This is a genomic window from Frigoribacterium sp. SL97, from assembly GCF_026625765.1.
Taxonomy (GTDB): Bacteria; Actinomycetota; Actinomycetes; order Actinomycetales; family Microbacteriaceae; genus Frigoribacterium.
Map to the genome: position 1 here is coordinate 2,582,010 of NZ_CP113062.1, position 26,140 is coordinate 2,608,149.

27 protein-coding genes are annotated in these 26,140 nt (G+C 70.9%); 2 read left to right on the plus strand and 25 right to left on the minus strand.

Features of this window, described 5'->3' with window-relative positions:
- Positions 1 to 91: 91 nt before the first annotated feature.
- The 4 genes from OVA02_RS12725 to OVA02_RS12740 all read right to left on the minus strand — a co-directional run bounded on the left by OVA02_RS12725 (position 92) and on the right by OVA02_RS12740 (position 2,951).
- The gene (locus OVA02_RS12725; protein WP_056045790.1) at positions 92 to 463 is read right to left on the minus strand and encodes a DUF6804 family protein; all 372 of its coding nucleotides are present in this window, start codon (positions 461 to 463) and stop codon (positions 92 to 94) included.
- A 3-nt stretch (positions 464 to 466) separates the two neighbouring features.
- On the minus strand, positions 467 to 1,051 hold the full coding sequence (locus OVA02_RS12730) for a GDSL-type esterase/lipase family protein (RefSeq protein ID WP_123570213.1): 585 nt from the start codon (positions 1,049 to 1,051) through the stop codon (positions 467 to 469).
- A gap of 92 nt (positions 1,052 to 1,143) precedes the next feature.
- Entirely contained in the window at positions 1,144 to 1,350 is a 207-nt protein-coding gene (locus OVA02_RS12735) for a hypothetical protein (protein WP_267658622.1), read from the minus strand.
- Positions 1,347 to 2,951: an SDR family oxidoreductase gene (locus tag OVA02_RS12740; protein ID WP_267658623.1), complete on the minus strand. Its 1,605-nt coding sequence runs from the start codon at positions 2,949 to 2,951 to the stop codon at positions 1,347 to 1,349. Before OVA02_RS12740 ends, OVA02_RS12735 begins: the two co-directional genes overlap by 4 nt.
- A gap of 26 nt (positions 2,952 to 2,977) precedes the next feature.
- Here OVA02_RS12740 and deoC point away from each other — a divergent pair, with 26 nt between their 5' ends.
- Positions 2,978 to 3,706, plus strand: coding sequence for a deoxyribose-phosphate aldolase (gene deoC / locus OVA02_RS12745; RefSeq protein ID WP_267658624.1), 729 nt, complete (start codon positions 2,978 to 2,980; stop codon positions 3,704 to 3,706).
- A 146-nt stretch (positions 3,707 to 3,852) separates the two neighbouring features.
- On the opposite strand, the gene OVA02_RS12750 is transcribed toward deoC, so the two are convergent.
- Genes OVA02_RS12750 through OVA02_RS12770 form a run of 5 tightly spaced genes read right to left on the minus strand, consistent with a single transcriptional unit; the run spans position 3,853 to position 7,203 of the window.
- Positions 3,853 to 4,794 carry a bifunctional riboflavin kinase/FAD synthetase gene (locus tag OVA02_RS12750; protein ID WP_056045804.1) on the minus strand — a complete coding sequence of 314 codons (942 nt, stop codon included), beginning with the start codon at positions 4,792 to 4,794 and terminating at the stop codon, positions 3,853 to 3,855.
- Between the two features lie 5 nt (positions 4,795 to 4,799).
- On the minus strand, positions 4,800 to 5,291 hold the full coding sequence (locus OVA02_RS12755; RefSeq protein WP_082460257.1) for a hypothetical protein: 492 nt from the start codon (positions 5,289 to 5,291) through the stop codon (positions 4,800 to 4,802).
- A 46-nt stretch (positions 5,292 to 5,337) separates the two neighbouring features.
- The gene (locus OVA02_RS12760; protein ID WP_267658625.1) at positions 5,338 to 5,706 is read right to left on the minus strand and encodes a hypothetical protein; all 369 of its coding nucleotides are present in this window, start codon (positions 5,704 to 5,706) and stop codon (positions 5,338 to 5,340) included.
- A complete protein-coding gene (gene truB, locus OVA02_RS12765; protein ID WP_267658626.1) occupies positions 5,703 to 6,602 on the minus strand; it encodes a tRNA pseudouridine(55) synthase TruB in 900 nt (299 codons plus the stop codon). Before truB ends, OVA02_RS12760 begins: the two co-directional genes overlap by 4 nt.
- Before the next feature lie 46 nt (positions 6,603 to 6,648).
- Positions 6,649 to 7,203: a hypothetical protein gene (locus tag OVA02_RS12770; RefSeq protein WP_159826397.1), complete on the minus strand. Its 555-nt coding sequence runs from the start codon at positions 7,201 to 7,203 to the stop codon at positions 6,649 to 6,651.
- A 68-nt stretch (positions 7,204 to 7,271) separates the two neighbouring features.
- On the opposite strand from OVA02_RS12770, the gene OVA02_RS12775 reads away from it, so the two are divergent.
- On the plus strand, positions 7,272 to 8,141 hold the full coding sequence (locus tag OVA02_RS12775) for an A/G-specific adenine glycosylase (RefSeq protein WP_056045814.1): 870 nt from the start codon (positions 7,272 to 7,274) through the stop codon (positions 8,139 to 8,141).
- A 28-nt stretch (positions 8,142 to 8,169) separates the two neighbouring features.
- Here the strand turns inward: OVA02_RS12775 and rbfA are convergent, their stop codons facing one another.
- The 16 genes from rbfA to OVA02_RS12855 form a co-directional block, all read right to left on the minus strand.
- Complete coding sequence (rbfA, locus tag OVA02_RS12780; RefSeq protein WP_267658627.1) at positions 8,170 to 8,727, minus strand: 30S ribosome-binding factor RbfA; 558 nt, start codon at positions 8,725 to 8,727, stop codon at positions 8,170 to 8,172.
- A gap of 101 nt (positions 8,728 to 8,828) precedes the next feature.
- Positions 8,829 to 11,621 carry a translation initiation factor IF-2 gene (infB, locus tag OVA02_RS12785; RefSeq protein WP_056045821.1) on the minus strand — a complete coding sequence of 931 codons (2,793 nt, stop codon included), beginning with the start codon at positions 11,619 to 11,621 and terminating at the stop codon, positions 8,829 to 8,831.
- A gap of 88 nt (positions 11,622 to 11,709) precedes the next feature.
- Positions 11,710 to 12,201 carry a YlxR family protein gene (locus OVA02_RS12790; protein WP_324289744.1) on the minus strand — a complete coding sequence of 164 codons (492 nt, stop codon included), beginning with the start codon at positions 12,199 to 12,201 and terminating at the stop codon, positions 11,710 to 11,712.
- 4 nt (positions 12,202 to 12,205) lie between these two features.
- Entirely contained in the window at positions 12,206 to 13,195 is a 990-nt protein-coding gene (nusA, locus tag OVA02_RS12795) for a transcription termination factor NusA (RefSeq protein ID WP_056045823.1), read from the minus strand.
- Between the two features lie 163 nt (positions 13,196 to 13,358).
- A complete protein-coding gene (locus tag OVA02_RS12800) occupies positions 13,359 to 15,119 on the minus strand; it encodes a proline--tRNA ligase (protein WP_267658629.1) in 1,761 nt (586 codons plus the stop codon).
- Between the two features lie 26 nt (positions 15,120 to 15,145).
- Positions 15,146 to 15,982: a hypothetical protein gene (locus tag OVA02_RS12805; protein WP_267658630.1), complete on the minus strand. Its 837-nt coding sequence runs from the start codon at positions 15,980 to 15,982 to the stop codon at positions 15,146 to 15,148.
- Complete coding sequence (locus OVA02_RS12810) at positions 15,979 to 17,073, minus strand: VWA domain-containing protein (RefSeq protein WP_267658631.1); 1,095 nt, start codon at positions 17,071 to 17,073, stop codon at positions 15,979 to 15,981. The genes OVA02_RS12805 and OVA02_RS12810 overlap by 4 nt, the downstream gene beginning before the upstream one ends.
- The gene (locus tag OVA02_RS12815; RefSeq protein WP_267658632.1) at positions 17,070 to 18,068 is read right to left on the minus strand and encodes a vWA domain-containing protein; all 999 of its coding nucleotides are present in this window, start codon (positions 18,066 to 18,068) and stop codon (positions 17,070 to 17,072) included. The genes OVA02_RS12810 and OVA02_RS12815 overlap by 4 nt, the downstream gene beginning before the upstream one ends.
- Entirely contained in the window at positions 18,059 to 18,541 is a 483-nt protein-coding gene (locus OVA02_RS12820) for a hypothetical protein (RefSeq protein WP_123570222.1), read from the minus strand. The genes OVA02_RS12815 and OVA02_RS12820 overlap by 10 nt, the downstream gene beginning before the upstream one ends.
- Entirely contained in the window at positions 18,528 to 19,415 is an 888-nt protein-coding gene (locus OVA02_RS12825; RefSeq protein WP_173150983.1) for a DUF58 domain-containing protein, read from the minus strand. Before OVA02_RS12825 ends, OVA02_RS12820 begins: the two co-directional genes overlap by 14 nt.
- A gap of 5 nt (positions 19,416 to 19,420) precedes the next feature.
- The gene (locus tag OVA02_RS12830) at positions 19,421 to 20,452 is read right to left on the minus strand and encodes an AAA family ATPase (RefSeq protein ID WP_267658633.1); all 1,032 of its coding nucleotides are present in this window, start codon (positions 20,450 to 20,452) and stop codon (positions 19,421 to 19,423) included.
- Positions 20,453 to 20,507: 55 nt separating this feature from the next.
- On the minus strand, positions 20,508 to 21,167 hold the full coding sequence (locus OVA02_RS12835; RefSeq protein WP_056045843.1) for a methionine ABC transporter permease: 660 nt from the start codon (positions 21,165 to 21,167) through the stop codon (positions 20,508 to 20,510).
- Positions 21,167 to 22,228 carry a methionine ABC transporter ATP-binding protein gene (locus tag OVA02_RS12840; protein ID WP_200412581.1) on the minus strand — a complete coding sequence of 354 codons (1,062 nt, stop codon included), beginning with the start codon at positions 22,226 to 22,228 and terminating at the stop codon, positions 21,167 to 21,169. The genes OVA02_RS12835 and OVA02_RS12840 overlap by 1 nt, the downstream gene beginning before the upstream one ends.
- An 81-nt stretch (positions 22,229 to 22,309) precedes the next feature.
- Positions 22,310 to 23,233 (minus strand): MetQ/NlpA family ABC transporter substrate-binding protein, encoded by a 924-nt coding sequence (locus OVA02_RS12845; protein ID WP_267658634.1) that lies wholly within the window; start codon positions 23,231 to 23,233, stop codon positions 22,310 to 22,312.
- A 229-nt stretch (positions 23,234 to 23,462) separates the two neighbouring features.
- A complete protein-coding gene (gene ispG, locus OVA02_RS12850; RefSeq protein WP_171007237.1) occupies positions 23,463 to 24,611 on the minus strand; it encodes a flavodoxin-dependent (E)-4-hydroxy-3-methylbut-2-enyl-diphosphate synthase in 1,149 nt (382 codons plus the stop codon).
- Positions 24,612 to 24,691: 80 nt separating this feature from the next.
- A complete protein-coding gene (locus OVA02_RS12855) occupies positions 24,692 to 26,023 on the minus strand; it encodes a M50 family metallopeptidase (protein WP_199736192.1) in 1,332 nt (443 codons plus the stop codon).
- Positions 26,024 to 26,140: the final 117 nt, after the last annotated feature.

Here is a 26,140-nt window from a genome sequence, read left to right on the forward strand (position 1 = left end):
TCAACCTTCCGTGCGGGCCTCGGGCGGGCGGACGCACCCTCGGCATTTTACGGGGTCGGAGGCACCTCGGCGGATCCGCTGCCCACGACGGTCAGCGGCGGCCTCGGACCGGGGCCGCCCCCGTGGTCGTCGCGGCGGCGGTCGGCACCTTCACGAGCACCCCGACGGCGATCATGAGCGCCGCGGCGACGAACTGCAACCCTTGCCAGAGGTCGGGCTGGACGGGCACCACGAACACCGGGTTCCAGAGGACGGCCACGGCGGCGAGCAGGGGCAGCGCCCACCAGGCACGCCCCCGGTAGGCGAAGACGAGGACGATCAGGGCGAAGATCGACACCACGTACCGGAACACGGTGAAGACGTCCGAGCCGAGCAACGCGGTGCCGGCCAACAGGGCGATGGCCGCGATCAGGCCGGGCGCCAGGGCCGGACGCGTGAACGCGGGGGCGGTGGGGGTGGGCACCGCCTACTCGATGTCGTAGGCGACGTCGAGGACGCTGATCGGACGGCTCATCGGCGGCTCGTCACGCAGGCGCTCGAGGGCCGGCTGCAGTTCGCTCAACCAGGCCTGGTATCCGGCGTCGCTGAGGTGGACGTGGTCGGCGGCGAACTCGGGTCGCAGCGCGTCACCGGATTCGTCGGCGAGGGCGGGCCAGAGGTCGAGCCACTGCGCCCGGACCGTCGAGGAGAACTGACGGAGGTGGCGGTTGGCGTCCTTGAGGCGGGGTGCGAACTCCGCCCCCCGCGGCGCGATCGACTGCAACAGCAGACGCGTGCCGGGCAGTTCACGACGCATCGCCACCATGAGGTTCTCGATGCCGCGCACCACCTGTTCGACCGAGCGTCGCGCGGTGAAGTCGTTGGTGCCGATCATGAGCACGACGGAGTCGGGGTTCGCGGCCACGACGTCGTGGAGCCGTTCGGTCAGGCCGGCGACCGTGTCGCCCCCGACGCCCAGGTTGACGACCTGCTCGTCGGGCAACCACGCCGCCCAGTCGCCGTTCTCGGTCAAGCTGTCGCCGACGAAGGCGACGGTCTCTCGGTGTGTCATCACGACCTCCTGGTGGTCTGCTGAAGTGCCCCCATCGTGCCATCACCCGCTGGGAGCCGCGAACCGGCGCGCGCGTGCGCACCGCCCCGACCTCATTGACGGAAGCGCCGCGGCCTCTTCGACCAGACGCGGTCGAGCGCGTGGCGGACGCGCGGCAAGAGCACCACGAACGACGACACGACGACGAGCACCCCCAACAGCACCCCGAGCCACAACGGCACGGGCGACATGGCCTCGTCGCCCGCCGGGTACAGCGGCACCGGCGACGACGCCAGGACGAGGAGGCGCGGGTCGGTCACGCCACGGCCGTCGCGTCGGTCGTGGCCCCGCCCGCGGCACCGGCCGCCCGCTCGCCGGTCGCCCGGGCGGCCGCCTCCCGCTCGGCCGTCGCCGTGATGCGCCGCAGCATGCCCGAGAAGATCACGCCGTGGAACGGCAGGATCGCGAACCAGTAGAGGCGCCCGCCGAGTCCCTGCGGAAAAAACACCGCGCGTTGGCGGTAGTGCGAGCCGCCGTCGCGACGCGGCTCGACCGTGAGTTCCAGCCACGCGCCTCCGGGGACCTTCATCTCGGCCCGGAGCCGCAGCAGGCGGCCGCGATCGAGCTTCTCGACCCGCCACCAGTCGAGGGCGTCCCCGACGCGCAGGGTGGTCGCACTGCGGCGGCCGCGACGGAGGCCCACTCCCCCGACCAGTCGGTCCATCCAGCCGCGGGCCGACCACGCCAGCGGGAACGAGTACCACCCGTTCTCGCCGCCGATGCTCTCGAGCACCTTCCAGAGCTCGGCGGCCGGAGCGGAGGTGTCGGTCTGCCGGTCGTCGGTGTAGACGATGTGCCCGGACCAGTCGGGGTCGCTCGGCAGCAGGTCGCTCGGCGCGCCGGCGACCGACGAGTCCTGCCAGCTGGTCTCGACGTCGCCGTCCTGTTCACGCTGCAGGGCGAGGCGGACGGCGCGACGGTAGGGCAGCAGCCCCTCGGCGGGCGGGGGCACGACGGCGTCGATGTCGTGCTCGCGGACGACGCAGTCGTACTGCAGCGACGCGATGATCGGCACGGCGAGGGCGCGGGGCACGGGGGTGACGAGGTTGACCCACTGCGAGGCGAGCCACGGGGTGAAGACGGGGAGGGACGCGATCGGCCGCTGCTTGAGGCCGGCCTCGAGGGCGTACCCGTTCATCATCTGCCCGTACCGGAGTACGTCGGGACCACCGATGTCGAAGGTGCGGTTGACGTCGTCGGGCACGTCGGCCGCCCCGAGCAGGTAGTGCAGCACGTCGCGCACGGCGATCGGCTGGATGAAGTTGCGGACCCACTTCGGTGCCGGCATGTAGGGCAGCACGTCCGTCAGGTGGCGCACCATCTCGAACGAGGCGCTGCCCGACCCGATGACGACGCCGGCCTGCAGGGCGACGGTCGGGACCCCGCTCGCCAGCAGGACGTCCCCGACGTCCTTGCGCGACTGCAGGTGCTTCGACAGGTCGCCCTCGGGGTGCAGTCCGCCGAGGTAGACGATCCGGCGGACACCCGCGTCGCGCGCCGCGTCGGCGACGGTGTGCGCCGCGTCGGCCTCGGCGCGCTCGAAGTCGCCCTTGCCACCCATCGCGTGGGCGAGGTAGTAGACGACGTCGACGCCCTCCATGGCCGGACGCACCGTCTCGGGGTCGGTCAGGTCGCCCTGGACCACCTCGACGTCGCCGGACCAGGGCACGTCGCGCAGCTTCTCGGGCGATCGCACGAGCACCCGCACGTCCGCCCCGGCGGCCACGAGCCGCGGCGTCAACCGCCCGCCGATGTACCCGGTCGCCCCGGTCACGAGCACCCGGCGGGAGGCCACGGCGTGGTCGGTGTCGCTCGTGACGGGGGCGCTCGACGGCTCGGCGTCGGGAGTGTTCGCTGACATGGGCCCAAGCTACGCTGGACCCCATCATGACTACCCAGCAGCTCCCCACCGTCTCCGCCGTCGCCGGCATGATCGACCACGCGATCCTCAAGCCCGAGCTCACCCGCGCCGAGGTCGACGCGGCCCTCGACGACGCCGCCGCGAACCACGTCTTCAGCGTCTGCGTCCGGCCCTCCGACATCGCGCACGCCGTCGAGCGCCTCGAGGGCACCGGCGTGCTCGTCGGCACCGTCATCGGCTTCCCCCACGGCACGACCTCGACGGCCGCCAAGGCCGCCGAGTCGCGCCAGGCGATCGCCGACGGCGCCGCCGAACTCGACATGGTCGTCAACATCGGCTGGCTGCGCAGCGGCATGACCGACGAGGTCGAGGCCGACGTGCGCGGCGTGGTCGAGGCGGCGGGCGACACGCTCGTCAAGGTCATCCTCGAGACGGCCTACCTCGACGACGACCAGATCGTCGCCGGTTCGACGGCCGCCGAGCGCGCCGGAGCCGCCTTCGTCAAGACGTCCACGGGCTTCGCCGGTGGCGGGGCGACGCTCCCGCACCTGCGCCTCATGCGCGAGGCCGTCTCCGACTCGGTGCAGGTCAAGCCCTCGGGCGGCGTGCGCGGCCTCGACACCGTGCTCGAGATGCTCGAGCTCGGCGTCACGCGCTTCGGCACGAGCGCCAGCGGCACGATCCTCGCCGACCTGGCGCACCGCCTCGAGACGGGCCGCGCCTCGGGCGCGGGCGACGACACGACGTCGTACTGACGAGCCGAGGAGGCGCGGGTGACGTCGACGACGTGACCCGCGCCTCCTCGAGGCGGTCGGGCCGCACCGCCGCACGGTTCGGCGTCCTGCCGTCGACGTGCGCCGGACGATCGACTCCCAGCGCTCGACGCGTGACGCGTGACGCCTCAGGCGGTCGGCAGCCCCAGGATCTCGCGCGTGCGGACGACGTCGGCCCGGATGTGCGCGATCAGGGCGTCGAGCCCCTCGAAGCGCACGTTGCCGCGCACCCAGTCGACGAAGTGGACGGTGACCTCGAGCCCGTAGAGGTCGAGCGAGACGTCGAGCAGGTGCGCCTCGACCTGCTTGGCCGGCACCCCCTCGAACGTCGGGTTGTTGCCGACCGACACGGCCGCCGGGTAGAGCGTGTCGCCGACCGAGACCCGGGCGGCGTAGACGCCGTCGGCCGGGACGAACCCCTCGCTGTCGCGGGCCAGGTTGGCCGTCGGGAACCCCAGCTCGCGGCCCCGCTGTTCTCCGTGGACGACGATGCCGCGCACCGACGGCTCGCGACCGAGCAGGACGCCGGCCTCACGGACGTCACCCGCGTCCATCAGCTCGCGGATCCAGGTGGACGAGGCTCGGCGGCCGCCACTCGGCCTCACGTCGTCGATCGACACGACCCGGAACCCGCGCGAGGCACCGAGTCCGCGCAGGGTGTCGACGGTGCCGCTGCCGCGCACGCCGAACCGGAAGTCGTCACCCACGAACACGACGCGGGCGTGCAGGGCCCCGACGAGGATGCGGTCGACGAACTCGTCGGGCGTCAGCGCCCGCAGCTCGGCGTCGAAGGTGAGCATGAGGGTCGCGGCGACCCCGGCCTCGTCGAGCAGTTCGCGCTTCTGACGGTTGCTGACGAGAGCCGTCGGCACGTCGTCGGGTCGCAGGACCGCCAACGGGTGCCGGTCGAACGTGACCACGGTGGACACGAGACCCTCGTCGCGCGCCACCCCCTCGAGCATGTCGATCACGGCGCGGTGCCCGACGTGGACCCCGTCGAACTTGCCGATGGTGACGGCGCTCGGCCCGAAGTCGGGCGGCACGTCGCCGACCAGGTCGTAGAACTGCACGCGCGCTACCTCGTCGTGCCCGGGTCGCGAGGGACCCCACCGGCCCCCACGCCGTCGGCACCCGCCCCGTCGACCCCCGAGGCGTCGACGGCCCGGGCCACGCGGCCCTGCCGGCGCAGCCACAGGATGCCGAGCACGGGCAGGACGAGCGGCACGAAGCCGTACCCGCGACCGAAGAACGACCACACGGTGTCGTGCGGGAAGAGTTCGGGGTCGAGCACGGTCACGAGACCGATGATCAGGACGCCGGCGAGCTCGAAGCTGATGGTCGCCCAGGCGACGGCGTACCACCCCTGGCCACGGCCGATGAGCGCCACGGTGGCGACGATGTAGACGACGGCCGACAACGCGCTCAGGGTGTAGGCCAGCGGAGCCTCGGAGAACTGGGTCGCGATCTGGAAGACCGACCGACCGGTGGCGGCGAGGGCGAGGAGGGCGTACACGGCGATGAGGACCCGGCCGAGGCCGACCGCGCGCGTTGACTTCTGAGTGACCATCTCGTCAAGGATAGGACTCCGACGCCTCCACCGCCGACCGGGTGGGTCAGAGGCCCTGGACGGTCCAGATCTGGAACATCCGGTAGACCATCACCGCGATCGCGAACGACGAGGTCGCCAGCACGAGGTTGCTCCAGCGCGTCCGGTCGACGAGCGCCCAGACCGTCGCGAGGGGCGGCAGGAGGATGGCCGAGACCAGGTAGATGTAGAACTCCACGAGGTTGCCCGTCGGTGCGTTGCCGACGAAGGGAGCGACGATCGCGACGACCAGCTGCACCAGCAGGAGCAGCAGCACGACGGCACCCGTGCCGACGGTGATGTCGTCGGGCTGACGTCTGGCGAAGCAGGCGACCACGCAGACGATGCCGGCCACCACGGCCACCACGACCTGCACCCAGGTGAACCACTCGATCATGCCTGCACCTCGTCGGTCGGGAAGTTCACGATGGGCTTGGCGGCCCCGCCCCGCACCGAGACCAGGCCGGCGAGGGCGCCCGTCGGGGTGACCGCGGCGACGGGCCCCGGGGTGTCGGCCAGCTCGACGGCCACGCGCTTGCCGTGCCCGAGGTCGACGGCCTCGGCAGCGGTCATCGACCACTCGGGGAAGAGGGTACGGGCGACGTCGACGGGAGGGAGCAGCGCCGGGGCGACGTCGATGCCCTCGAGGACGGAGGCGCGGGTCACGTCGAACGGCCCGACCCGCGTCCGACGCAGTGCGGTCAGGTGTCCCCCGACGCCGAGGTCGGCTCCGAGGTCGCGGGCGAGGGCCCGGACGTAGGTGCCGGACGAACACGAGACCCGCACGTCGAGGTCGCGCACGGGCACACCGTCGACGACGGTGTCGCGTCGCTCGAGCACGGTGAACTCGGAGATCGTCACGTCGCGGGCCGTCAACTCGACCTCGACCCCGGCACGGGCGAGGTCGTAGGCGCGACGGCCGTCGACCTTGATCGCGCTGACCGTGGTGGGCACCTGGCTGATCGGCCCGGTCAGTCGCGCGATGCCGGCGTCGACGGCGTCGTCGGTGACGTCTCCGGCCGCGGTCGTCGAGACGACCTCGCCGTCGCTGTCGTCGCTGGTGGTGGAGACGCCGAGGCGGATGGTGGCGTCGTAGCCCTTGTCGAGGCCGACCAGGAAGGTCAGGAGGCGCGTCGACGAGTTCAGGCCCAAGACCAGCAACCCCGTGGCCAGCGGGTCGAGCGTGCCGGCGTGGCCGACCTTGCGCGTGCCCGCGGCCTTCCGCACACGGGAGACCACGTCGTGGCTGGTGATGCCCTGCGGCTTGTCGACGAGGAGGAGACCGCTGTTCACCCGACGACGTTAGCGCAGCAGGACCGCGACGAAGCCGGGGACGCGCTCAGCACGCGTCGTCGAAACGTCGACGGGGGTGCTCGCGGTCGGAGTTGTCGACGACGGCCGAGGCCCTGGCCCGGGCGTCGAGTCGCGAGTCGTCGGCGGTGACCCACACCCGGTAGTGCCACAGCCCGGCGAGGCCGGGGCGGGCGAGGTCGGTGCCGTCGACGAGCAGCACCGCGTCGGCGGGGCCGGTGACCCACGCGGACTCGACCGCACGGTCGGCGTCGGCGTCCCAGGCCCGGTCGACCCAGCCCGTGCTGCCGCCCATCCGGAACGGCTCGACGAGCACCCGCCGGAAGAGGCTCTCGTCGAGGACCGGAGCGGAGTCCCGAGACGCCCCTGCGGGCCGTTTCTCGAAGCCGGCGAGCGAGGCGCGGAAGGCCGCGTGGCCCTGCTCGCGGAAGGCCTCGAGGAGGTCGTCGGCGAGACCGGCCGCACCCGCGCCTCCATCGCTGTCGATCGCGACGAGCACGCGTCCGCGCCCGTAGTTGTGCACGATCTCGGTGGCGAGTTCGCGCAGCGTGTCCTTCTTGGCAGGGGCCCATCGGGTGGTCATGAGGCCACCGTACGCCCGACGGCCGGGACCTCGCCGGGCACGCCCTCGACGAGCCGTAGGCTCGTACGGTGAGCATCTCCCCCGCCGTGGCCGCCTGGTTCCGCGAGAACGGTCGCGACCTCCCGTGGCGGCGTCCCGGCTTCACGGCCTGGGGCACGCTGGTCAGCGAGATCATGCTCCAGCAGACCCCCGTGGCCCGCGTCGTGCCACGACTCGAGCAGTGGCTCGACCGCTGGCCCACACCACGCGACCTGGCGGCGTCACCGGCCTCCGAGGCCGTGCGCGCCTGGGAACGCCTCGGCTACCCGCGTCGGGCCCTGGCCCTCCACGCCGCCGCCGTCGCCATCACCGAGCGACACCACGGGGTCGTGCCGGAGGACGTCCCCTCGCTCCTGGCCCTGCCCGGGATCGGCGACTACACCGCACGGGCCGTCGCGGTCTTCGCCTACGGCCACCGGCACCCCGTCGTCGACACGAACGTCCGCCGGGTCCTGGCCCGTGCGGTCGAGGGACTCGCCGAACCGTGGGCGCCGAAGGCCTCGCGGGACCTCCCCCTGATGGAGTCGCAGCTGCCCGACGACCTCGAGGAGGCGCGGGTCACGAACGCGGGCGTCATGGAGTTGGGTGCCCTGGTCTGCACGGCGCGGTCACCGAAGTGCGACGTCTGCCCGCTGGTCGATCGGTGCGCGTGGGTGCTGGCGGGTCGTCCTGCGCACACCGGGCCGCGCCTCCGGACCCAGGCCCGCTTCGAGGGATCGGACCGCCAGGTGCGCGGATTGATCCTGGCCGAGCTGCGGGCCAGCGACGTCCCCGTCACGGCGGCCGAGATCGCGACCGTCTGGCCGGACGACGTGCAACGCGCGAGAGCCCTCGCCGGGCTGCTCCGTGACGGTCTGGCCACGGGGTCGCCCGACGAGGGCTATCGCCTGCCCGACTGAGGCGGGGGCGTCCTGACGGGTGCTCTGGCTAGCGGGTCGAGCCGTCGGGCTCGGTCGATTCGCCTGCGGCGGGTGCCTCGAGCTCGTCGTCCATCGCCAGGTCGTCGTCGAGATCGTCGTCCGCGTCGAGGTCGTCGTCCGCGTCCAGGTCGTCGTCCGCGTCCAGGTCGCGGGGCTTGACGTACGGGTCGGCGTCGCCGGCGTACTCGGCCGACGAGGCCATGGTCTGGCTCTCGTGGTCGCGCTGGCGAGCTTCTTGCAGCAGACGATCGATCGAGGCCGCGTTCTCGGGGAGTGCGTCGAGGATGAACTCGAGGCTCGGGGTGAGCCGCGCGGTGATGTTCTTGCCCACCTCGCTGCGCAACATGCCGGTCGCCGACTTGAGGGCGGCACCCGTGTCGCGCCGTTCGTCGTCGGTGCCGTAGACCGTGTAGAAGACCGAGGCGTGCTGCAGGTCTCCCGTCACCTTGACGTCGGTGATCGTCACGAACCCGAGTCGAGGGTCCTTGATGCCGCGTTCGAGACGCCGCGCGATGATCTCGTGGATGCGGTCGGCCATCTTGCGGGCGCGTTGCGCGTCAACCATTGTTCACTCCTGTTCGTGCTGCTCGCCGCCGTGGCGAGAGGGGTGAGGCCCCGCCCCGACCGTAGTCGGAGCGGGGCCTCGTGTACTGCGACGACGCCGGGTCAGCCCCGGGGCTTCTCGACCATCTCGATGGTCTCGATCTCGTCGCCGATCTGGATGTCGTTGAACTTGCCGAGACCGATGCCGGCCTCGAAGTCCGTCCGCACCTCGGTGACGTCGTCCTTGAAGCGACGCAGCGAGTCGATCGCCAGGTTGTCGCCGACGACGACGCCCTCGCGGATCACGCGGGCACGAGCGTTGCGGGTGATCGTTCCCGAGCGCACGATGACACCGGCGATGTTGCCGACCTTCGACGAGCGGAAGATCTCGCGGATCTCGGCGACACCGGACTGCTTCTCCTCGAACTCGGGCTTGAGCATGCCCTTGAGCGAGTTCTCGATGTCCTCGAGGGCCGCGTAGATGACCGAGTAGAACCGGACGTCGACACCCTCGCGAGCAGCACGCTCACGAGCCTTCGTGTCGGGACGGACGTTGAACCCGATGATGACCGCGTTGTCGACCGTGGCGAGGTTGACGTCACTCTCGGTGACGGCACCCACACCGCGGTGGATGATGCGCAGCTGCACGCTGTCGTCCACCTCGATCTTGAGCAACGATTCTTCCAGCGCCTCGACGGCACCGGACACGTCACCCTTGATGATGATGTTGAGGGCTTCGACCTTGCCCTCTTCGAGAGCACGGGTGAAGTCCTCGAGCGAGATGCGCTTGCGGGCCTTGGCCAGCGAGGCGTTGCGTTCGACGGCTTCGCGCTTCTCGGCGATCTGACGGGCGGTGCGGTCCTCCTCGGTGACGAGGAAGGTGTCACCGGCCCGGGGAACGCTCGACAGACCCTGGACCAGCACGGGCCGGCTCGGGTAGGCCTCGTCGACCGAGTCGCCGTTCTCGTCGACCATGGCGCGGACGCGGCCGTAGGCCGTACCGGCGACGATGGCGTCACCGACGCGCAGCGTGCCCGACTGGATCAGGACCGTCGCGACGGCACCGCGACCCTTGTCGAGACGGGCCTCGATGGCGACGCCACGGGCGTCCTTGTCGGGGTTGGCGCGCAGGTCGAGACCGGCGTCGGCCGTGAGCAGGACGGCCTCGAGGAGGGCGTCGATGTTCTTGTTGTCACGGGCCGACACGTCGACGAACATGACGTCTCCGCCGTACTCCTCGGCGACGAGGCCGTATTCGGTGAGCTGCTGACGCACCTTCGCCGGGTTCGCGCCCTCTTTGTCGATCTTGTTGACCGCGACGACGATCGGCACGCCGGCCGCCTGGGCGTGGTTCAACGCCTCGACGGTCTGCGGCATGATGCCGTCGTCCGCCGCGACCACGAGGATCGCGATGTCGGTCACCTGGGCACCACGGGCACGCATGGCGGTGAACGCCTCGTGACCGGGGGTGTCGATGAAGGTGATGGCGCGCTCGACGCCCTCGTGCGGAGCCCACACCTGGTAGGCGCCGATGTGCTGCGTGATGCCACCGGCCTCGCCGGCGACCACGTTGGCGTTGCGGATCGCGTCGAGCAGACGCGTCTTTCCGTGGTCGACGTGGCCCATGACCGTGACGACCGGGGGGCGGATCTGCAGGACGGACTCGTCCTCGTCCTCGAGCTCTTGCTCGAGGTCGATGTCGAAGCCCTCGAGCAGCTCTTTGTCTTCGTCCTCGGGCGAGACGACCTGGATGTTGTAGCCCAGCTCTTCGCCGAGCACCTGGAAGGTGGCCTCGTCGAGCGACTCGGTCGCCGTCGCCATCTCACCGAGGTGGAACAGGACGGTCACCAGGTTGCCGGGGCTCGCGTCGATCTTGTCGGCGAAGTCGCTGATGGACGCACCACGACGCAGACGGACGATCGTGTTGCCGTCGCCGCGGGGGACGCTGACGCCACCCAGCGACGGGGCCGACCGCATCTCGAACTCGGCCCTCTTCGTCCGCTTCGACTTGCGTGCCTTGCTCTTGCCGCCACCACGACCGAACGCACCGGCGGTTCCGCCACCGGGGCCGCGGCCTCGACCGCCACCACCGGAGGGACGGGGTCCGCTGAAGCCGGGACGGAAGCCGCCGGCCGCGCCGGGGGCACCGGCGCCGGGACGCTGGAAGCCACCGCCGGCACCGCCGGGACGACCCGCGCCGCCACCGGCGGGACGCTGACCGAAGCCGTTGGGACGGGGGCCGGCACCGACGCCGGGACGCGGAGCGCCCGGACGAGGAGCACCGGGACGGGGTGCCTGCGGGCGCGGGCCCGCGGCGCCGCCGGGACGGGGCATGCTGCTGGCCGCACCGGAGCCGCCGGGACGAGGAGCACTGGGGCGCCCCATGCCCTGGTTGCTGGCGAAGGGGTTGTTGCCGGGACGAGGGGCACCGGGGCGCGGGCCGCCGGGCTTGGGACCCGCGGCGCCGGGCTTGGCGGCGTCGTCGGCCGGAGCTGCCGCGTCGTCCTTGGCTGCGGCGGCTGCTGCGGCACGCTGTGCCTCGGCCTGGGCCTGGCGCTCGGCGACCGTCAGCGGGGCGACGGGTGCGGGTGCCGCGTCGACGTCGGGCTCGGCAGCCGCCACGGGGGCGGGCGTCGGCTCGGCGACGGGAGGCTTGGGGGCTGCCGGACGGGGACCGCCGGGCTTGGGGGCCGAGCTCGCGGGCTGCGCGGCGGCACCGGCCGAGGGGGCCTTGGCGGCGGGGGTCGCGGGCTTCGCAGCACCGGCGAAGGCCTGGCGCAGCTTGCGGGCGACGGGAGGCTCGACGCTGGAGGACGGTCCCTTGACGAACTCGCCCATCTCTTTGAGCTTCTCTAGTGCGGTCTTGCTGTCGATCCCCAGCTCGCTGGCGATCTCGTGTACGCGTGGTTTAGCCACAGTTCTCCTGTCTCGGGCCCTTCCCGAGACGGGAAGAGCCTTAGTTCTGGACGGGTCTCATTTCGAGCCGCTCATTAGTGGTTGCTCATTAGTTGTCCATGTGCCGTTCAGCCTGTTCTGTCGTGGCGATGGGTCGTGAAGTGGTGATCCGCGTGAGGTGGGCGCGGAGCTCGTCGACGTCGGGTTCGGAGTCGAGGCGGAGTGCACGGCGGAAGGCCTTGCGCTTCACTGCCGACTCGAACGCGTCGATCGACGGCGTCAACCACGCACCCCGCCCGGGAAGGGTCGCGGTCGGATCGACCACGAGACGTCCGTTTCGGGCGACGACCCGCACGAGTGCGGATCGTGGAGCGCGCGCTCGAGTACCGATGCACGTTCTGACGGGTTCCACCTTACCCCCTCGGGTCGTCGGACGGGAGACGCCGAGGGCGAACGGCGTGGTGCGCCGGTCGCCCTCGGCCACCCGGGTTCTCGTCGGGGCGATCAGTCGCCTTCGAGGATGCTGTCGGGCTTGATGGGTCATTCCCGTGACCGGGCCGCCGACGCTGGCGCGTCGTCGACCCGGCGCGCGGATCGACATCCACTCAGTCGTCTTCGAGGATGCTGTCGGGCTGGATGTCGATCCGCGCGCCCGTGAGCTTCGCGGCGAGGCGGGCGTTCTGGCCCTCCTTGCCGATGGCGAGCGACAGCTGGTAGTCGGGGACGAGGGCCCGGACGGCCTTGGTGGACGCGTCGATCACGAAGGCCGACGACACCTTGGCCGGCGACAGGGCGCTGGCGACGAAGGTGGGGAGGTCGCTCGAGTAGTCGACGATGTCGATCTTCTCGTCGTTGAGCTCGGTGGTGACGGCGCGGACTCGCTGCCCCATCTCGCCGATGCAGGCACCCTTGGCGTTGACGCCGGGCTCGGTCGCACGGACGGCCATCTTGGTGCGGTGGCCGGCCTCGCGGGCCAGGGAGACGATCTCGACGACGCCGCTGGCGATCTCGGGCACCTCGAGGGCGAAGAGCTTGCGCACGAGCGACGGGTGGGTGCGCGAGACCGTGATCTGCGGCCCCTTGGTGCCCTTGCTGACACCCGTGACGTACACGCGGATGCGCGAGCCGTGGGCGTACTTCTCACCCGGCACCTGCTCTTCGGGCGGCAGGATCGCCTCGACGGTGCCGAGGTCGACGTGGATCATGCGGGGGTTGGGCCCCTGCTGGATCACGCCCGCGACGATGTCGCCCTCGCGGCCCTTGAACTGGCCGAGCACCTTGTCGTCGCCGATGTCGCGCAGGCGCTGGTTGATGACCTGCTTGGCCGCGAAGGCCGCGATGCGGCCGAAGTCGCTGGGGCTGTCGACGGACTCGCCCACGACCTCGCCCTCGTCGTCGCGTTCGATGGCGAAGACCGAGACGTGCCCGGTCTTGCGGTCGAGTTCGACGCGAGCGACCGGGATGCGGCTCTCGGGCTGGTTCGTGTGCTTGAGGTAGGCCGTGAGGATGGCCTGCTCGATGATGCGCACGAGTTCGTCGAAGGGGATTTCACGCTCGCGCTCCATGAGACGCAGCACGCTCAGGTCGATGTCCACTGAGGGCCTCCACTATTCAGATCTGCAGGCTGCACGCACGATGGCGCGCGCAGCATCCCCCTACGGTACCCGAGAGCGGGGTGGACGGCGGACCGTCCGCGAGCCCGGCACCGCGCCTCCTCGGGGTCGTCACGACCGGGACGAGGAGGCGCGGTGCCGGCGCTCAGGACGCTCGCGGAGCCGTGAGGGTCGCGACGGCCTCGGCCACGGGGACCGGCGTGCGCTCGCCCGTGCGGCGGTCCCAGAGCTCGACGACGCCCTCGCCGGCCGAACGGCCGACGACGACGATCTGCGGCACGCCGAGGAGTTCGGCGTCGCCGAACTTGACGCCGGGCGAGACCTTGGGTCGGTCGTCGTAGAGGACGTCGAGACGGTGGGCCTCGAGGTCGGCGGTGAGTTTCTCGGCGACCTCGTAGACCACGGGGTCCTTGCCCGTGGCCACGACGTGGACGTCGAAGGGGGCGACGTTGGCCGGCCAGATCAGACCCTTGGCGTCGTTGTTCGCCTCGGCGATCACCGCGAGGATGCGCGTGACGCCGATGCCGTACGAGCCCATCGTGACCGTGACCTGCTTGCCGTTCTCGTCGAGCACCTTGAGGCCGAGCGCCTCGGCGTACTTGCGGCCGAGCTGGAAGACGTGACCGATCTCCATGCCGCGGGCGGTCTCGATGGGGCCGGAACCGTCGGGCGCGGGGTCGCCCTCGCGGACCTGCGCGGCCTCGATGGTGCCGTCCGCGGTGAAGTCGCGGCCCATGACGAGGTCGGCGACGTGCACGCCCTTCTCGTTCGCCCCGGTGACCCAGGCCGAACCCTCGACCACGCGCGGGTCGACGAAGTAGCGGATGCCCGAGTCGGACTCGCCACCGAGCACCTGGGGGCCGAGGTAGCCACGGACCAGCACGGGGTTCTTCGCGAAGTCGGCGTCGCCGGCGGCCTCGACCTCGGCCGGGGCGAAGGCGACCTCGAGCCGCTTCGTGTCGACCTCGCGGTCACCCGGCAGGCCGACCACGACGAGCTCACGGCGTCCGTCGAGGTGGCTGAGGGCGACGACGACGTTCTTGAGCGTGTCGGCAGCCGTCCAGGGCCCGGAGTCGCGGGACTCGTCGGCGTTGAGCTGGGCGACCAGCGAGTCGATGGTCGGCGTGTCGGCCGGTGCCAGGCGACGGGAGGGGGCGAGGCCCTCGAGCGGGACCGTGTCGGGGACGATCGTCGTGAAGGCCTCGACGTTGGCGGTGTAGCCGCCCGCCGAGCGGACGAAGGTGTCCTCGCCGATGGCGGTGGGGTGCAGGAACTCCTCGCTGCGCGAACCGCCCATGGCCCCGGCATCCGCCTTGACGATGACGTACTCGAGGCCGAGCCGCGTGAAGATGCGCTCGTAGGCGTCGCGCTGCTTCTGGTAGCTGTCGTCCAGGCCGGCGTCGGACGCGTCGAACGAGTAGGCGTCCTTCATGGTGAACTCGCGGCCGCGCAGCAGGCCGGCCCGGGGTCGAGCCTCGTCGCGGTACTTGTCCTGGATCTGGAACAGGGTCAGCGGGAGGTCCTTGTAGGACGAGTAGAGGTCCTTCACCAACAGGGTGAAGGCTTCCTCGTGCGTGGGGGCCAGGAGGTAGTCGGCGTCCTTCCTGTCCTTCAGCCGGAACATGCCGTCGCCGTACTCGGTCCACCGCCCGGTGGCCTCGTAGGGCTCGCGAGGCAGCAAGGCGGGGAAGTGCACCTCTTGGGCGCCGGCGGCCTGCATCTCGTCACGGATGACCGCCTCGATCTTCGCCTTGACGCGCAGGCCGAGCGGCAGCCAGGCGAAGACCCCCGGTGCCTGACGGCGGATGTACCCGGCACGGACGAGCAGCCGGTGGCTGGTCACCTCGGCGTCGGAGGGGTCTTCTCGGAGGGTGCGGACGAAGAGCTGGGAGAGACGTGTGGACACCCGTCCAGCTTAGGGGCGTGCCCGGGTCACCACGGCTTGCCGTCGTAGTCACCCGGGTTCTGCTCGTAGTAGCGGTCGCGATCGGTGTCCTGCTGTTGCTGCTGCTGGCTCTGCTCGCCCTGCTGCTGCAGCTGGTCGAGCGGGTCGTCGGACTCGGCCTGCCCCTCGCCCCCGCCGGGCTCGTCTCCCCCGGCACCGGGATCGCTGCCGTCGTCCCCTTCGGGCTGCTGCTCGTCGCCCTCGCCCCCCTGGGCCTGCTGCCCCTTCTCGTCGAGGCGCTGCTGGGCGTCGTCGAGGGGTTGGGAGGTGTCGGGCTGCCGGGGGTCCTCCGGCGGCTGGAAGCAGCCCTCGGGAGCCTCGTCGACGGTCTTCGCCCCGAGTTCGTACAGCGCCTCGGCGTCGGCGTAGCGCAGTTCGAGCAGGGCGGCATCGCCCTGGGCCTCGATCGTGAGCACCAGGTTGACCCGGATGACGCACGAGATCGTGGCGTCGTCGGGGGCGAGGTCGAGTGCCGTGACGAACTCCTGACGCGCGACGTCGAGCACGCCGATCTGGGCGTAGGCGGTCCCCCGGTCGAAGTGGTGCACCCAGGGCTCGACCACGTTGGCGACGCCGAGGGGCTCGGACCAGGAGGCGCTGCGCTCGAACTCCCTGTCGCCGTACGACCACTGCGTCAGGGCGGCGAAGGCGGGCAGGCTGAGCAGCTTCAGGGCCACGAGCAGCACGACGAGCACGACCGGGGCCGACCAGAGCAGCAGCCGACGTCGGAGGCGTCTCCGGTACTGCTCGACGTCGGGTCCGGCCTCGGCCTCGTGGGCGCGGCGGATCTCGTCGACGGGCGGAGGGACGAGGGTGTCGGTCACGGGCGGACTCCCCTCTCGGGTCGCGAGGCGTCGAGTCCCGACGGCGCACCGCGTCCTCGACCGCGTCCGGCGCGGACGGGCCGTGGTGGACGGACCTCGCCCAGTGCCCTCGCCACGAGTGCGACGTCGAGGAGCAGCAAGAGGAACAAGGGGATCGCGGCGATCCAGTAGAGGTCGATCAGGCTGTCGGCCCGCCCCTCGTCGGAGGCGACGGCACCGTCGCGAGCGTCCGCGACCGCAGCGTCGACGGATGTGTCGGCCGTGCGGTGCACGTACGGCACGCCGAGCTGATCGGCGATGCGCCGCAGGGCGTCCTCGTCGATCGTCGAGACGGCATCGGGATCGCCGGGCTGTGTGCGGTCCTGGATGTACTCCTTCGACGAGTACTCGTCGCCGTAGCCGTCGAAGACGCGCATCTTGCCTCCCCGCTCGGTGCCGTAGCCGAAGACGGCACCGCCGTCGACGTCGCCGGCGGATGCCGCGAAGCTCTCGGGCTCGGTGCCGCTGGTCTGCTCGCCGTCGCCGAGGTAGTAGACGACGTTGGCCCGTTCGGGCGCACTCTGCCGGGCCTCGGACAGCCGCTCGGCCAGCAGGTCGTTCGCCTCGCTGACGGAACTGCCGCTCGAGTAGTAGGTGACCTCTTGGTTCATGGCGTCGGCGGCGGCGACCACGGCGGAGGCGTCGTCGGTCAGTGGCGTCCGCAGGACGGCGGTGCTGTCGAAGGACAGCAGCGAGAACCGGGCTCCCGCCAGCTGCGAGGTGACCTCGGCGATGTCGGCCCGCACCCCGTCGAGTCGACGCCGACCGTCGCCCCAGTCCTCCGCCGCGATGCTCGACGTCGTGTCGACCACGAAGAAGACGTTGAGCTGGGCGACCGACGCCTGCGCCGACCCGCCCGGCAGGCTCGGCCGCACGGCGACGACGAGGAGCAGGGCGACGATGACCAGACGTCGCACCCAGGTGAGAAGGGCCCGTCGTCGGCCCCGCTCGGCCACCACGCGCCAGCCCGTGAACCCGAGCAGGGCGACGGCGGCCACGGCGAGGAGCCACCAGGGCAGGACGGGCTGGAACACCAGCGCCCGGGCGATCACAGGCGCACCCGCCAGAGCAAGACGAGCCCGCCCATCGCGACGAGCAGGGCGGCTATCGCCAGGGCCTGCGGGTGGTCGGTCACCACGAGCCGTCGGGCACCGGTGAAGAGCCCCGCCTCGCGGGCGTCGATCTCGTCGACGATCTGCGGCACGGTCGTCGAGTCGTCGAGGGCGTAGTAGCCACCGTCGGTCGACTCGGCCGCGGTGCGCAGTTCGGCGGCGACCTGGTCGGCCACGGCGTCCGTGGCGTGGTCGGCGGGGTTCACCGCGTACACGCGGACGTCGCGCTCGGTCGCCACGTCGGCCGCCTCGGCGAGCGTGAGCAGGGCCTTGCCGTTGACGTAGTTGTCGGTGGCGAGCACGACCGACTTGGGCCGCGTGCTGTCGTCGTCGCCGAACCCGAGGACGCACGACGCCAGACCGTCGCCGATCAGCGACGCACCGTCACCGAGGTCGGTGCCCGTCCAGTAGCGGGTGCCGTTCTCGCCCATGGTGTCGAACGAGTCGCGGTACTGCTCGAGTTGCGTGCGCACGAAGTCGTAGTCGTCGGTGAGCGGGAACGCCTGCACGGCCGAGCTGTCGAAGAGGTACAGCCCGATGCGTTCGCCGTCGAGCCCCTGCGAGAGGGTCGAGAACGTGTCGACGATCTGCGAGTCGACCTCGGTCATCGAACCCGACACGTCGAGGCAGAGCATGATGTCGCGCTTGTACGACTGGGGTTCGACGACGTCGGTGCTCGAGACGCGGGCCGCGAGCAGGACGCTCATGCCGGTCAGCGCCACCATGGCGACGAGCACGACCGCGAGGGCGGCACGGTAGCGCCGGACGACGCGCTGGTACGCGGGCAGCGCGGTCAGCCGTTCGCCGTGCGCGACCGGGACGCCGAGGCGACGGAGGCGCGCTCTGTCGCGGCGCCTCCACCGCACGTAGAGCCATGCCGCGACCGCCACGACCGCCAGTGCGACCAACGGGACCCACCAGAAGATCAGCCCCATGACGACACCAGGTCCCTCGCGGTGGCGACGGCACGGGCCGGGTCGCCGGGCGCTTCGAGCCGGAAGGCCGGCGGGTAGTACTGCTCGACCGCACCGACGAGCCGGGGCAGGTTCGACTCGCGGAGGTCGGCGAGGGTCATCACGTGGGTGTCGACCCCGTTCGTCTCGTGCGCGAAGAACCGCAGGAGCAGGCTGAGCCGGGAGTGCACGCCACGGTCGTTCAGCCGCCCCGAGGACGCGGCCGTCTCGACCTCGTCGATCAGGGCGAGGTACTTCGCCTTGGTGTCGGCGAGGGCCACCGGTCGGGAGGCCGCGCGGGCCGCCCGCTGGGCCGGAGGGAGGCGGCGAGCCGAGAAACGGATCACGAAGACGTACCAGGCGGCCACGAGCGCCAGCCCGACCAGGCCGAGCACCAGCCAGAGCACCCAGAGCGGGTACTGGTAGGGCCCGAAGAAGTCGTCAGCGCCCGACACGACGGTGCTTCTCGATCAGGGTGAACAGCCCGGGAACGACCTCGGCCTGGCTGCCGAGCCGTTGGCTGCTGATGCCGAGGGCCAGGAGCTCGCGCTCGGTGTCGCCGACGCGCCGCAGGGAGGAGTCGTCGAACTCTCGACGGAGCTGCGCGTTCTCGCGCAGGTACGCCGGCAGTCCGGCCATCTCGCGGACGTCGAAGACCTCGCCCGCCCGACCCGCGCGCGTCATCAGGTCGGCGTCGCCGATCGTCAGCCAGACGACCTCGTGCTGCGCGCGCAGACGCCGGAGCAACCGGGTGATGCGATCGTCGATCGCCAAGTCGTCGGTGATCACGAGCAGCATGGAGCGCCGCCGGATGCCCCGCGCGACCCACTCGAGCACGGCCGCGAGGTCGCTCGTCGGGGCGTCGAGATCGACGCGTCGGTCGACCTGCCGCAGGAGGGTCTCGAGGTGGGCTTCGGTCGCGCCCGCCGGGTGCGCGCGTGTGCCCGACGAATCACCCGCCACCAGTGACACGACGTCCCCGTGCTTGGCGGCGATGTAGGCGAGGGCGCCGGCCGCCATCAGGGCGATGTCTTTCTTGCTTTCGCCACTCGTGGCCGTCGCGGCCATGTTGCGACCGGTGTCCATCACGAGGACGAGGTTCTGCCGGCGGCTCGCGATGTACCGCTTGACCAGGGGCTCGCCGTGACGGGCCGTGGCCTTCCAGTCGATGTCTTTCACCTCGTCGCCCGGGACGTAGGCCCGGAGGTCGTCGAAGTCGTGGCTGCGCCCGTGGTGCACCGAGGCGTAGCCGCCCTCGAGCAGGTCGATCGTGCGTCGGTGGGCGAACAGCCCCATCTTCGTCCGGACGCGCAGCAACAGGCTGGCCACCGGCGTCAGGGGGTCTGGACGGCGCCGAACACGGCGTCGATGATCGTCTCGGGCGCGACCTCGTCGGCCGTGGCCTCGTAGTTGAGGATCATGCGGTGTCGCAGCACGGAGTGCCGCAGGTGCTTGACGTCTTCGGGGATGACGTAGTCGCGCCCGTGCAGCAGGGCGAGGGCACGGGCCGCCTGCATGAAGGCGATGCTGGCCCGGGGGCTGGCCCCGAACTCGACGTAGTCGGCGAGGGTCGCCGGGATGTACTGCTGCGGATGCCGCGTGACGTAGATGAGCTGCACGATGTAGTTGACGATCGACGCGTCGACGTAGACGCGCTTGGCCAGGTCTTGCAGGTAGACGACGTCGGCCAGGCCGACGCCCGTGGACGGTGCGGCGGCCTCGTCGTAGACGCCGCTCTCGATGCGCCGGATGATCTCGGCCTCTTCGGCGGGGCTCGGGTAGTCGAGGATCTCTTTCAACAGGAAGCGGTCGAGCTGCGCCTCGGGCAGTTGGTAGGTGCCCTCTTGCTCGATCGGGTTCTGGGTGGCCAGGACGAGGAAGGGCGACGGCAGTCGGTAGACCGTCCCCCCGATGGTCGTCTGGCGCTCTTGCATCGCCTCGAGCATGGCGCTCTGGGTCTTGGCGCTCGAGCGGTTGATCTCGTCGAGCAGGACGAAGTTCGAGTGGACCGGCCCGAGCTGGGTGACGAAGGTCGATTTCTGGGCGTCGTAGATCTGGGTGCCCGTGATGTCGCTCGGCAGGAGGTCGGGCGTGCACTGGATGCGACGGAAGCTCGCGTCGATCGACTGCGCGATGGTCTGGGCCGCGGTCGTCTTGGCCAACCCCGGGACGCTCTCGAGCAGGACGTGCCCGCCGGTGATGAGGGCGACGAGCAGGGTGTCGCGGAGTGCGGTCTGACCCACGACCTTGCGACCGAACGCCTGCGACACCGCCCCGACGATCTGCCGAGCCCGCTCGAGCTCGGCGGGCGTCACGGGGGCCGGAGCCGGCGGCGGGGTCTGGCTGGCGGTGGCGGTGTCGGTCACGCGCCCCACTGTAAACCAGTCCCCCGACAGCTCCCGTGCCCCCGGACACCACATCTCATCGCCGCAGCGCGCGCCTCGCCAGCCAGTTGCCCAGGAACTGGACGAGCTGCACCAGCACGATGATCAGCAGCACCGCGGCCCAGGTCACGACCGGGTCGAACTGCCGGTAGCCGTAGAGCAGGGCGAAGTTGCCGAGCCCGCCGCCGCCGATGTAGCCGGCCACCGCCGACATGTCGACCAGCGCGACGAAGATGAACGTGTAGCCGAGGACGAGCGGTCCGAGCGCCTCCGGCAGCAGCACCGTCCCGATGATGCGGGCCGGGCCGGCCCCCGCCGCCCGTGCGGCCTCGATGACGCCCGGCTGCACGGTGAGCAGGTTCTGTTCCACGATGCGCGAGATGGCGAACGACGCGGCGAGCGACAGGGTGAAGATGATGGCCGGGTTGCCGCTGCCCGACCCGATGACGAACCTCGCCAACGGCTGGGCCGCGGCCAGGAAGATGATGAACGGGATCGGTCGGAACACGTTGACGACCACGTTCAGCACGCCGTAGACGACGCGGTTCGCGAAGAGGGCTCCGCCCCGCGTCAGGTACAGCGCCAGGCCGAGCAGGAGTCCGCCGATGCCGCCGAAGAGGAGGGTCAGGGCGACGATGTAGACGGTCTCGACGGCCGCCTGCCACAGCATCGGCTGCAGTTCGATCAGGGAGTCCATCAGCGTCCTTCCGTGGGTCGGACCGACGTCGTCGGCGAGGTGGGCAGTTCGGTCGCGTCGTCGCCCAGGTCGGAGACGGCCGCTCGGACGGCCGCGTCGTCGCCGGTCACGGCGAGGGTCAGGGTGCCGAACGTGCGTCCCTGGATGTCGTTCACGCCGCCGAAGACGATCTCGAACGACAGGCCGTGCCGCGCGAGCAGCGCGAAGACGTCGCGCTGGTCGACGCCACCCTCGGCGATGCGCACCGACACCAGGACGCCGGGGTGGCGGGCCCGCAGCGCATCGAGTTCGTCACCGTGCGGCGTGCCCGCGATGACCGTCGAGACGAACCGTTTGGTCGACGCCTGCTTCGGGTCGGAGAACACCTCGAAGGTGGGGCCGGTCTCGACGACGCGACCGGAGTCCATCACGGCCACCCGGTCGGCGATCGACTTGATGACGTCCATCTCGTGGGTGATCACGACGATGGTGATGCCGAGCTCGGCGTTGACGCGTTTGAGCAGGGCGAGCACCTCGCTGGTCGTCTCGGGGTCGAGGGCGCTCGTCGCCTCGTCGGCGAGCAGGATGCGGGGATTCGTCGCGAGCGCGCGGGCGATGCCGACGCGCTGCTTCTGACCACCCGAGAGCTGGTCCGGCCGCGCGTGGGCCTTGTCACCGAGGCCGACGAAGTGCAGCAGGTCGCTGATCCGCCGCTGGTGCTCGTCCTTGGGTACCCCCGCCGCCTTGAGCGGGAACTCGACGTTGCCCCAGACCGTCTTCGACGAGAACAGGTTGAACTGCTGGAAGATCATGCCGATGCCGGCCCGGACCGAGCGCAGTTCGCGCTCACGGAGGCCGGTGATCTCGCGGCCGTCGACGCGGATGCTCCCGCTCGTCGTGGGCTCGAGGGCGTTGACGAGGCGGACGAGGGTGCTCTTCCCCGCGCCCGAGTAGCCGATGATGCCGAAGATCTCGCCCTCGGCGATCTCGAGGCTGACGCCGTCGACCGCGGTCAGCGGTGCGGCGCCCTTCTCACGGGGCGGGTACGTCTTGACGACGTCGGTCAGGGTGATGGCGGGCACACGTTCTCCTCGGCACGGGCGGAGGCCCGGACCGCGAGCGGATGCTGCGCGCAGTCCGGGCCGGGGTGGCGACCTGGTGGGTCAGCCGTTCTGTTCGACGAGCTTCTCGGTCTCGGTCAGCGACTTCTCGAGGTCGCTCGCGGGGATCTTCGTGATGATCGCCGCGCCACCCGAGTTGTCGACGACGCCGTCGGTGACGGCCTTGGTGTCCTGGTAGATCTGGACGAGCTTCTGGTAGGTGGCATCGTCCTTGTCTTCCGCACGGGCGGCGAAGACGTTGGCGTAGGGCACCGACGAGGGGTCGTTGGGGTCGTCCTGGGCGATGACGTCGTCGGTCGACAGACCGGCCTTCGTCGCGAAGTCGTTGTTGATGATCGCACCGGCGTAGTCGGGCAGTGACGTGGCGGCGAGGTCGGCGCTCACCGTCGCGACCTTCACCTTCGACTTCGACTCGTCGACGTCGTTGACGCCCGAGAAGATCGTCCCGCCGTCCTTCAGCGAGACCAGCCCGTTCGACTGCAGGACGAGCAGGGCGCGGGCCAGGTTGCTCGAGTCGTCGGGGATCGCGATGGTGTCACCCTCCTGGAAGTCGCTCAGCTCGGTGTACTTCGACGAGTACAGGGGCAGGGGGTAGATCGCCGTCGAACCGATCGGCACGATGTCGTTGCCGGATGCCACGTCGTACTGCGCGAGGTAGACGATGTGCTGGAACTGGTTCAGGTCGATCTCGCCGTCGGCGAGGGCGGGGTTGGGCTGCTCGTAGTCCGAGTAGTCCACGAGGTCGACCGTGATGCCCTCGTCGGCCGCGGCCTGCACGAAGTCGGCCCAGTACGGGTCGCTCGCGCCCACGACGCCGATGCGGACGGTCTCGTCGTCGCCACCGCCACGGGTGACTCCGATCGCGATGCCGACGGCGGCGAGCACGACGACGACCGCGACGATGACGGCGATCAGACGACCGGGGCCCTTCTTGGGGGCGTCGATCAGGGGGGCGCTGCTGGTCATGGGTTCCTCTCGGGGCGCTGCGGGAGCACCGCTCGGGGGTGGGCCGGGGCCGTCACGGTGCGTCGTCCATGCTGGCGGACGCCCCGGGGCGCGTCACATCGGGGCGTCACACGACGACACACGGCCCCGTCGGCCCGGCCGCGGACGCGACCACACGAAGGAGGCGCGGTGCGAGAGATCTCGCACCGCGCCTCCTGACGGGGTCGCGTCGCCCCCGGGGTGGACCCGATCAGACGGTGACGACCTCGGGCGAGCCCAGCTCGCCGGGGGGCATCTCGGCGGCGAGACGGTTCGCCTCGTCGATGAGGGTCTGGACGATCTCGGACTCGGGAACGGTCTTGATGACCTCGCCCTTGACGAAGATCTGACCCTTGCCGTTGCCCGAGGCGACGCCGAGGTCGGCCTCGCGGGCCTCGCCAGGACCGTTGACGACACAACCCATGACGGCGACGCGCAGCGGGACGGTCATGCCCTCGAGCCCGTCGGTGACGTCGTTGGCCAGCTTGTAGACGTCGACCTGGGCGCGACCGCAGCTCGGGCAGCTGACGATCTCGAGCTTGCGCTCGCGCAGGTTGAGCGACTGCAGGATCTGCAGGCCGACCTTGACCTCTTGGGCGGGCGGGGCACTGAGGCTGACGCGGATGGTGTCGCCGATGCCCTCGCTCAGCAGGATGCCGAAGGCCGTGGCCGACTTGATCGTGCCCTGGAACTCGGGCCCGGCCTCGGTCACGCCGAGGTGCAGGGGCCAGTCGCCGCGTTCGGCGAGCTGGCGGTACGCCTTGACCATGACGATCGGGTCGTTGTGCTTGACCGAGATCTTGAAGTCGTGGAAGTCGTGCTCCTCGAAGAGCGAGGCCTCCCACACGGCGGACTCGACGAGCGCCTCGGGGGTGGCCTTGCCGTACTTCTGCAGGATGCTGGGCTCGAGCGAGCCGGCGTTGACGCCGATGCGGATCGAGACGCCGGCGGCCTTCGCCGCGGCGGCGATCTTGCCGACCTGGTCGTCGAACTTGCGGATGTTGCCGGGGTTGACCCGGACCGCCGCGCACCCGGCGTCGATCGCCTGGTAGACGTAGTTGGGCTGGAAGTGGATGTCGGCGATGACCGGGATCTGGCTCTTCTTCGCGATGATCGGAAGGGCCTCGGCGTCGTCACGGCTCGGCACGGCGACGCGCACGATGTCGCAGCCGCTGGCCGTGAGCTCGGCGATCTGCTGCAGGGTGGCGTTGATGTTGGGGGTCGGAGTCGTGGTCATCGACTGCACGCTGACGGGGGCGTCGCCACCCACGAGCACCTTGCCGACCTTGATCTGCCGCGTCTTGCGGCGCGGGGCGAGGACTTCGGGGACCTTCGGCATTCCGAGATTGACTGCTGGCACGGAGTCATCGTAAACCTCGGCGCTGGACGCCGAGTGACGGACGCGTGACCGGTGCGTCACGGGTCGCTCGCGACCGGACGTCAGCCGAAGATGTCGATCGGGTTCACGATGTCGGCGTAGGTGAGCAGGACGGTCATGCCGCCGAGGAGGATCACGATGGCGAAGGTCACGGGGATGGCCTTGGCCGTGTCGACCGGGCCCGGGTCGGGCCGGCGGAGGAGCTTGGCGAAGCCGCGGCGGATCGCCTCGATCAGGGCCCCGGCCACGTGACCGCCGTCGAGCGGCATCAGCGGCACCAGGTTGAACACGAAGAGGGCGACGTTGAGGCTCGCGAGCAGCCCGACGAGGGTGCTGATGCGGTCGACCACCGGGATCGTGTCGAGGCTGGCGATCTCGCCCGCCATGCGACCGACGCCGACGACGCTGACCGGTCCGTTCGGGTCGCGCTCGGCCCCGCCGAAGGCGGCCTGGGCCACCCCGACCAGACGCTGCGGCAGGGTGACGATGACACCGACGACGTGCGAGATGTTGTCGCCGACCGCCGGCAGCACGGCCGTCACGGGCTCGCGCACCTTCTCGTAGGCGAACCCGATGCCGACGAAACCGACCTCCTGCGTCTGGGAGCTGCCGTCGGGGTTCGTCGCCACGGCCCCGCTCGACGTCGTCACGTAGCGCTCGGACAGGGCCGGAGTCACCTGGAGCGTGCGCTCGGTGCCGTCGCGATCGACCACGACGTCGAGGGTGTCGCCGGGAGAACGCTGCAGGATGCCCGTGATCTGGTCGCCGTCGGTCACGGTCGTCCCGTCGATCGACACGATGCGGTCGCCGTTCAGCATGCCCGCGGCGTAGGCCGGGGCCTCGGGCGCGTCCGAGGGGCAGCTCGTCTCGGTGGAGCCGGCGGGCAGGACGCAGGTGCTGACGCTGCCGACCGTCGTGCTCGCCTGCTGGACGCCGAAGCCGCAGAGCAGCACCGCGAACAGGGCGATCGCGATGAGCAGGTTCATGAACGGGCCGCCGAGCATGATGATGACGCGCTTGTACACGGGCAGGCGGTAGAAGGTGCGCGACTCGTCGCCCTCGTCGACGGTCTCGGCGCTGGCCGTCCGTGCGTCCTGCACGAGGGTGTTGAAGAAGCCGGTGCTCGACTGGCGCGCGCCTCCCCCGGTCCTTCCCGGGGGGAACATGCCCGACATCGAGATGTAGCCGCCGAGCGGCAGGGCCTTGACGCCGTACTCGGTCTCGCCCTTCTTGCGCGAGAAGACGGTCGGCCCGAAGCCGATCATGTACTGGCCGACCTTCACGCCGAACTTCTTCGCCGGCACGAGGTGGCCCACCTCGTGCAGGGCGATCGACACGGCCAACCCGACGACCATGACCAGGACGCCGAGCACGAAGAGGAGGATCGTCTGCACCGGGCAAGGGTAGCCGCCCGTGCCCGGACGTCCACCGCGCCGGGGCCATGACGACGCTGGGAGCCCCGAACTGGGGCGGCGGGCTCAGCGGATCGGCATCGCGGGCGCTCAACGGGC

Coding starts and splice junctions, on each gene's coding strand:
- OVA02_RS12730 (WP_123570213.1), bottom strand. CDS start 1,051: ATGACACACCGAGAGACCGTCGCCTTCGTCGGCGACAGCTTGACCGAG.
- OVA02_RS12740 (WP_267658623.1), bottom strand. CDS start 2,951: ATGTCAGCGAACACTCCCGACGCCGAGCCGTCGAGCGCCCCCGTCACG.
- deoC (WP_267658624.1), top strand. CDS start 2,978: ATGACTACCCAGCAGCTCCCCACCGTCTCCGCCGTCGCCGGCATGATC.
- OVA02_RS12755 (WP_082460257.1), bottom strand. CDS start 5,291: ATGGTCACTCAGAAGTCAACGCGCGCGGTCGGCCTCGGCCGGGTCCTC.
- OVA02_RS12760 (WP_267658625.1), bottom strand. CDS start 5,706: ATGATCGAGTGGTTCACCTGGGTGCAGGTCGTGGTGGCCGTGGTGGCC.
- OVA02_RS12770 (WP_159826397.1), bottom strand. CDS start 7,203: ATGACCACCCGATGGGCCCCTGCCAAGAAGGACACGCTGCGCGAACTC.
- rbfA (WP_267658627.1), bottom strand. CDS start 8,727: ATGGTTGACGCGCAACGCGCCCGCAAGATGGCCGACCGCATCCACGAG.
- OVA02_RS12790 (WP_324289744.1), bottom strand. CDS start 12,201: ATGTCGATCCGCGCGCCGGGTCGACGACGCGCCAGCGTCGGCGGCCCG.
- OVA02_RS12815 (WP_267658632.1), bottom strand. CDS start 18,068: ATGGGGCTGATCTTCTGGTGGGTCCCGTTGGTCGCACTGGCGGTCGTG.
- OVA02_RS12835 (WP_056045843.1), bottom strand. CDS start 21,167: ATGGACTCCCTGATCGAACTGCAGCCGATGCTGTGGCAGGCGGCCGTC.
- OVA02_RS12845 (WP_267658634.1), bottom strand. CDS start 23,233: ATGACCAGCAGCGCCCCCCTGATCGACGCCCCCAAGAAGGGCCCCGGT.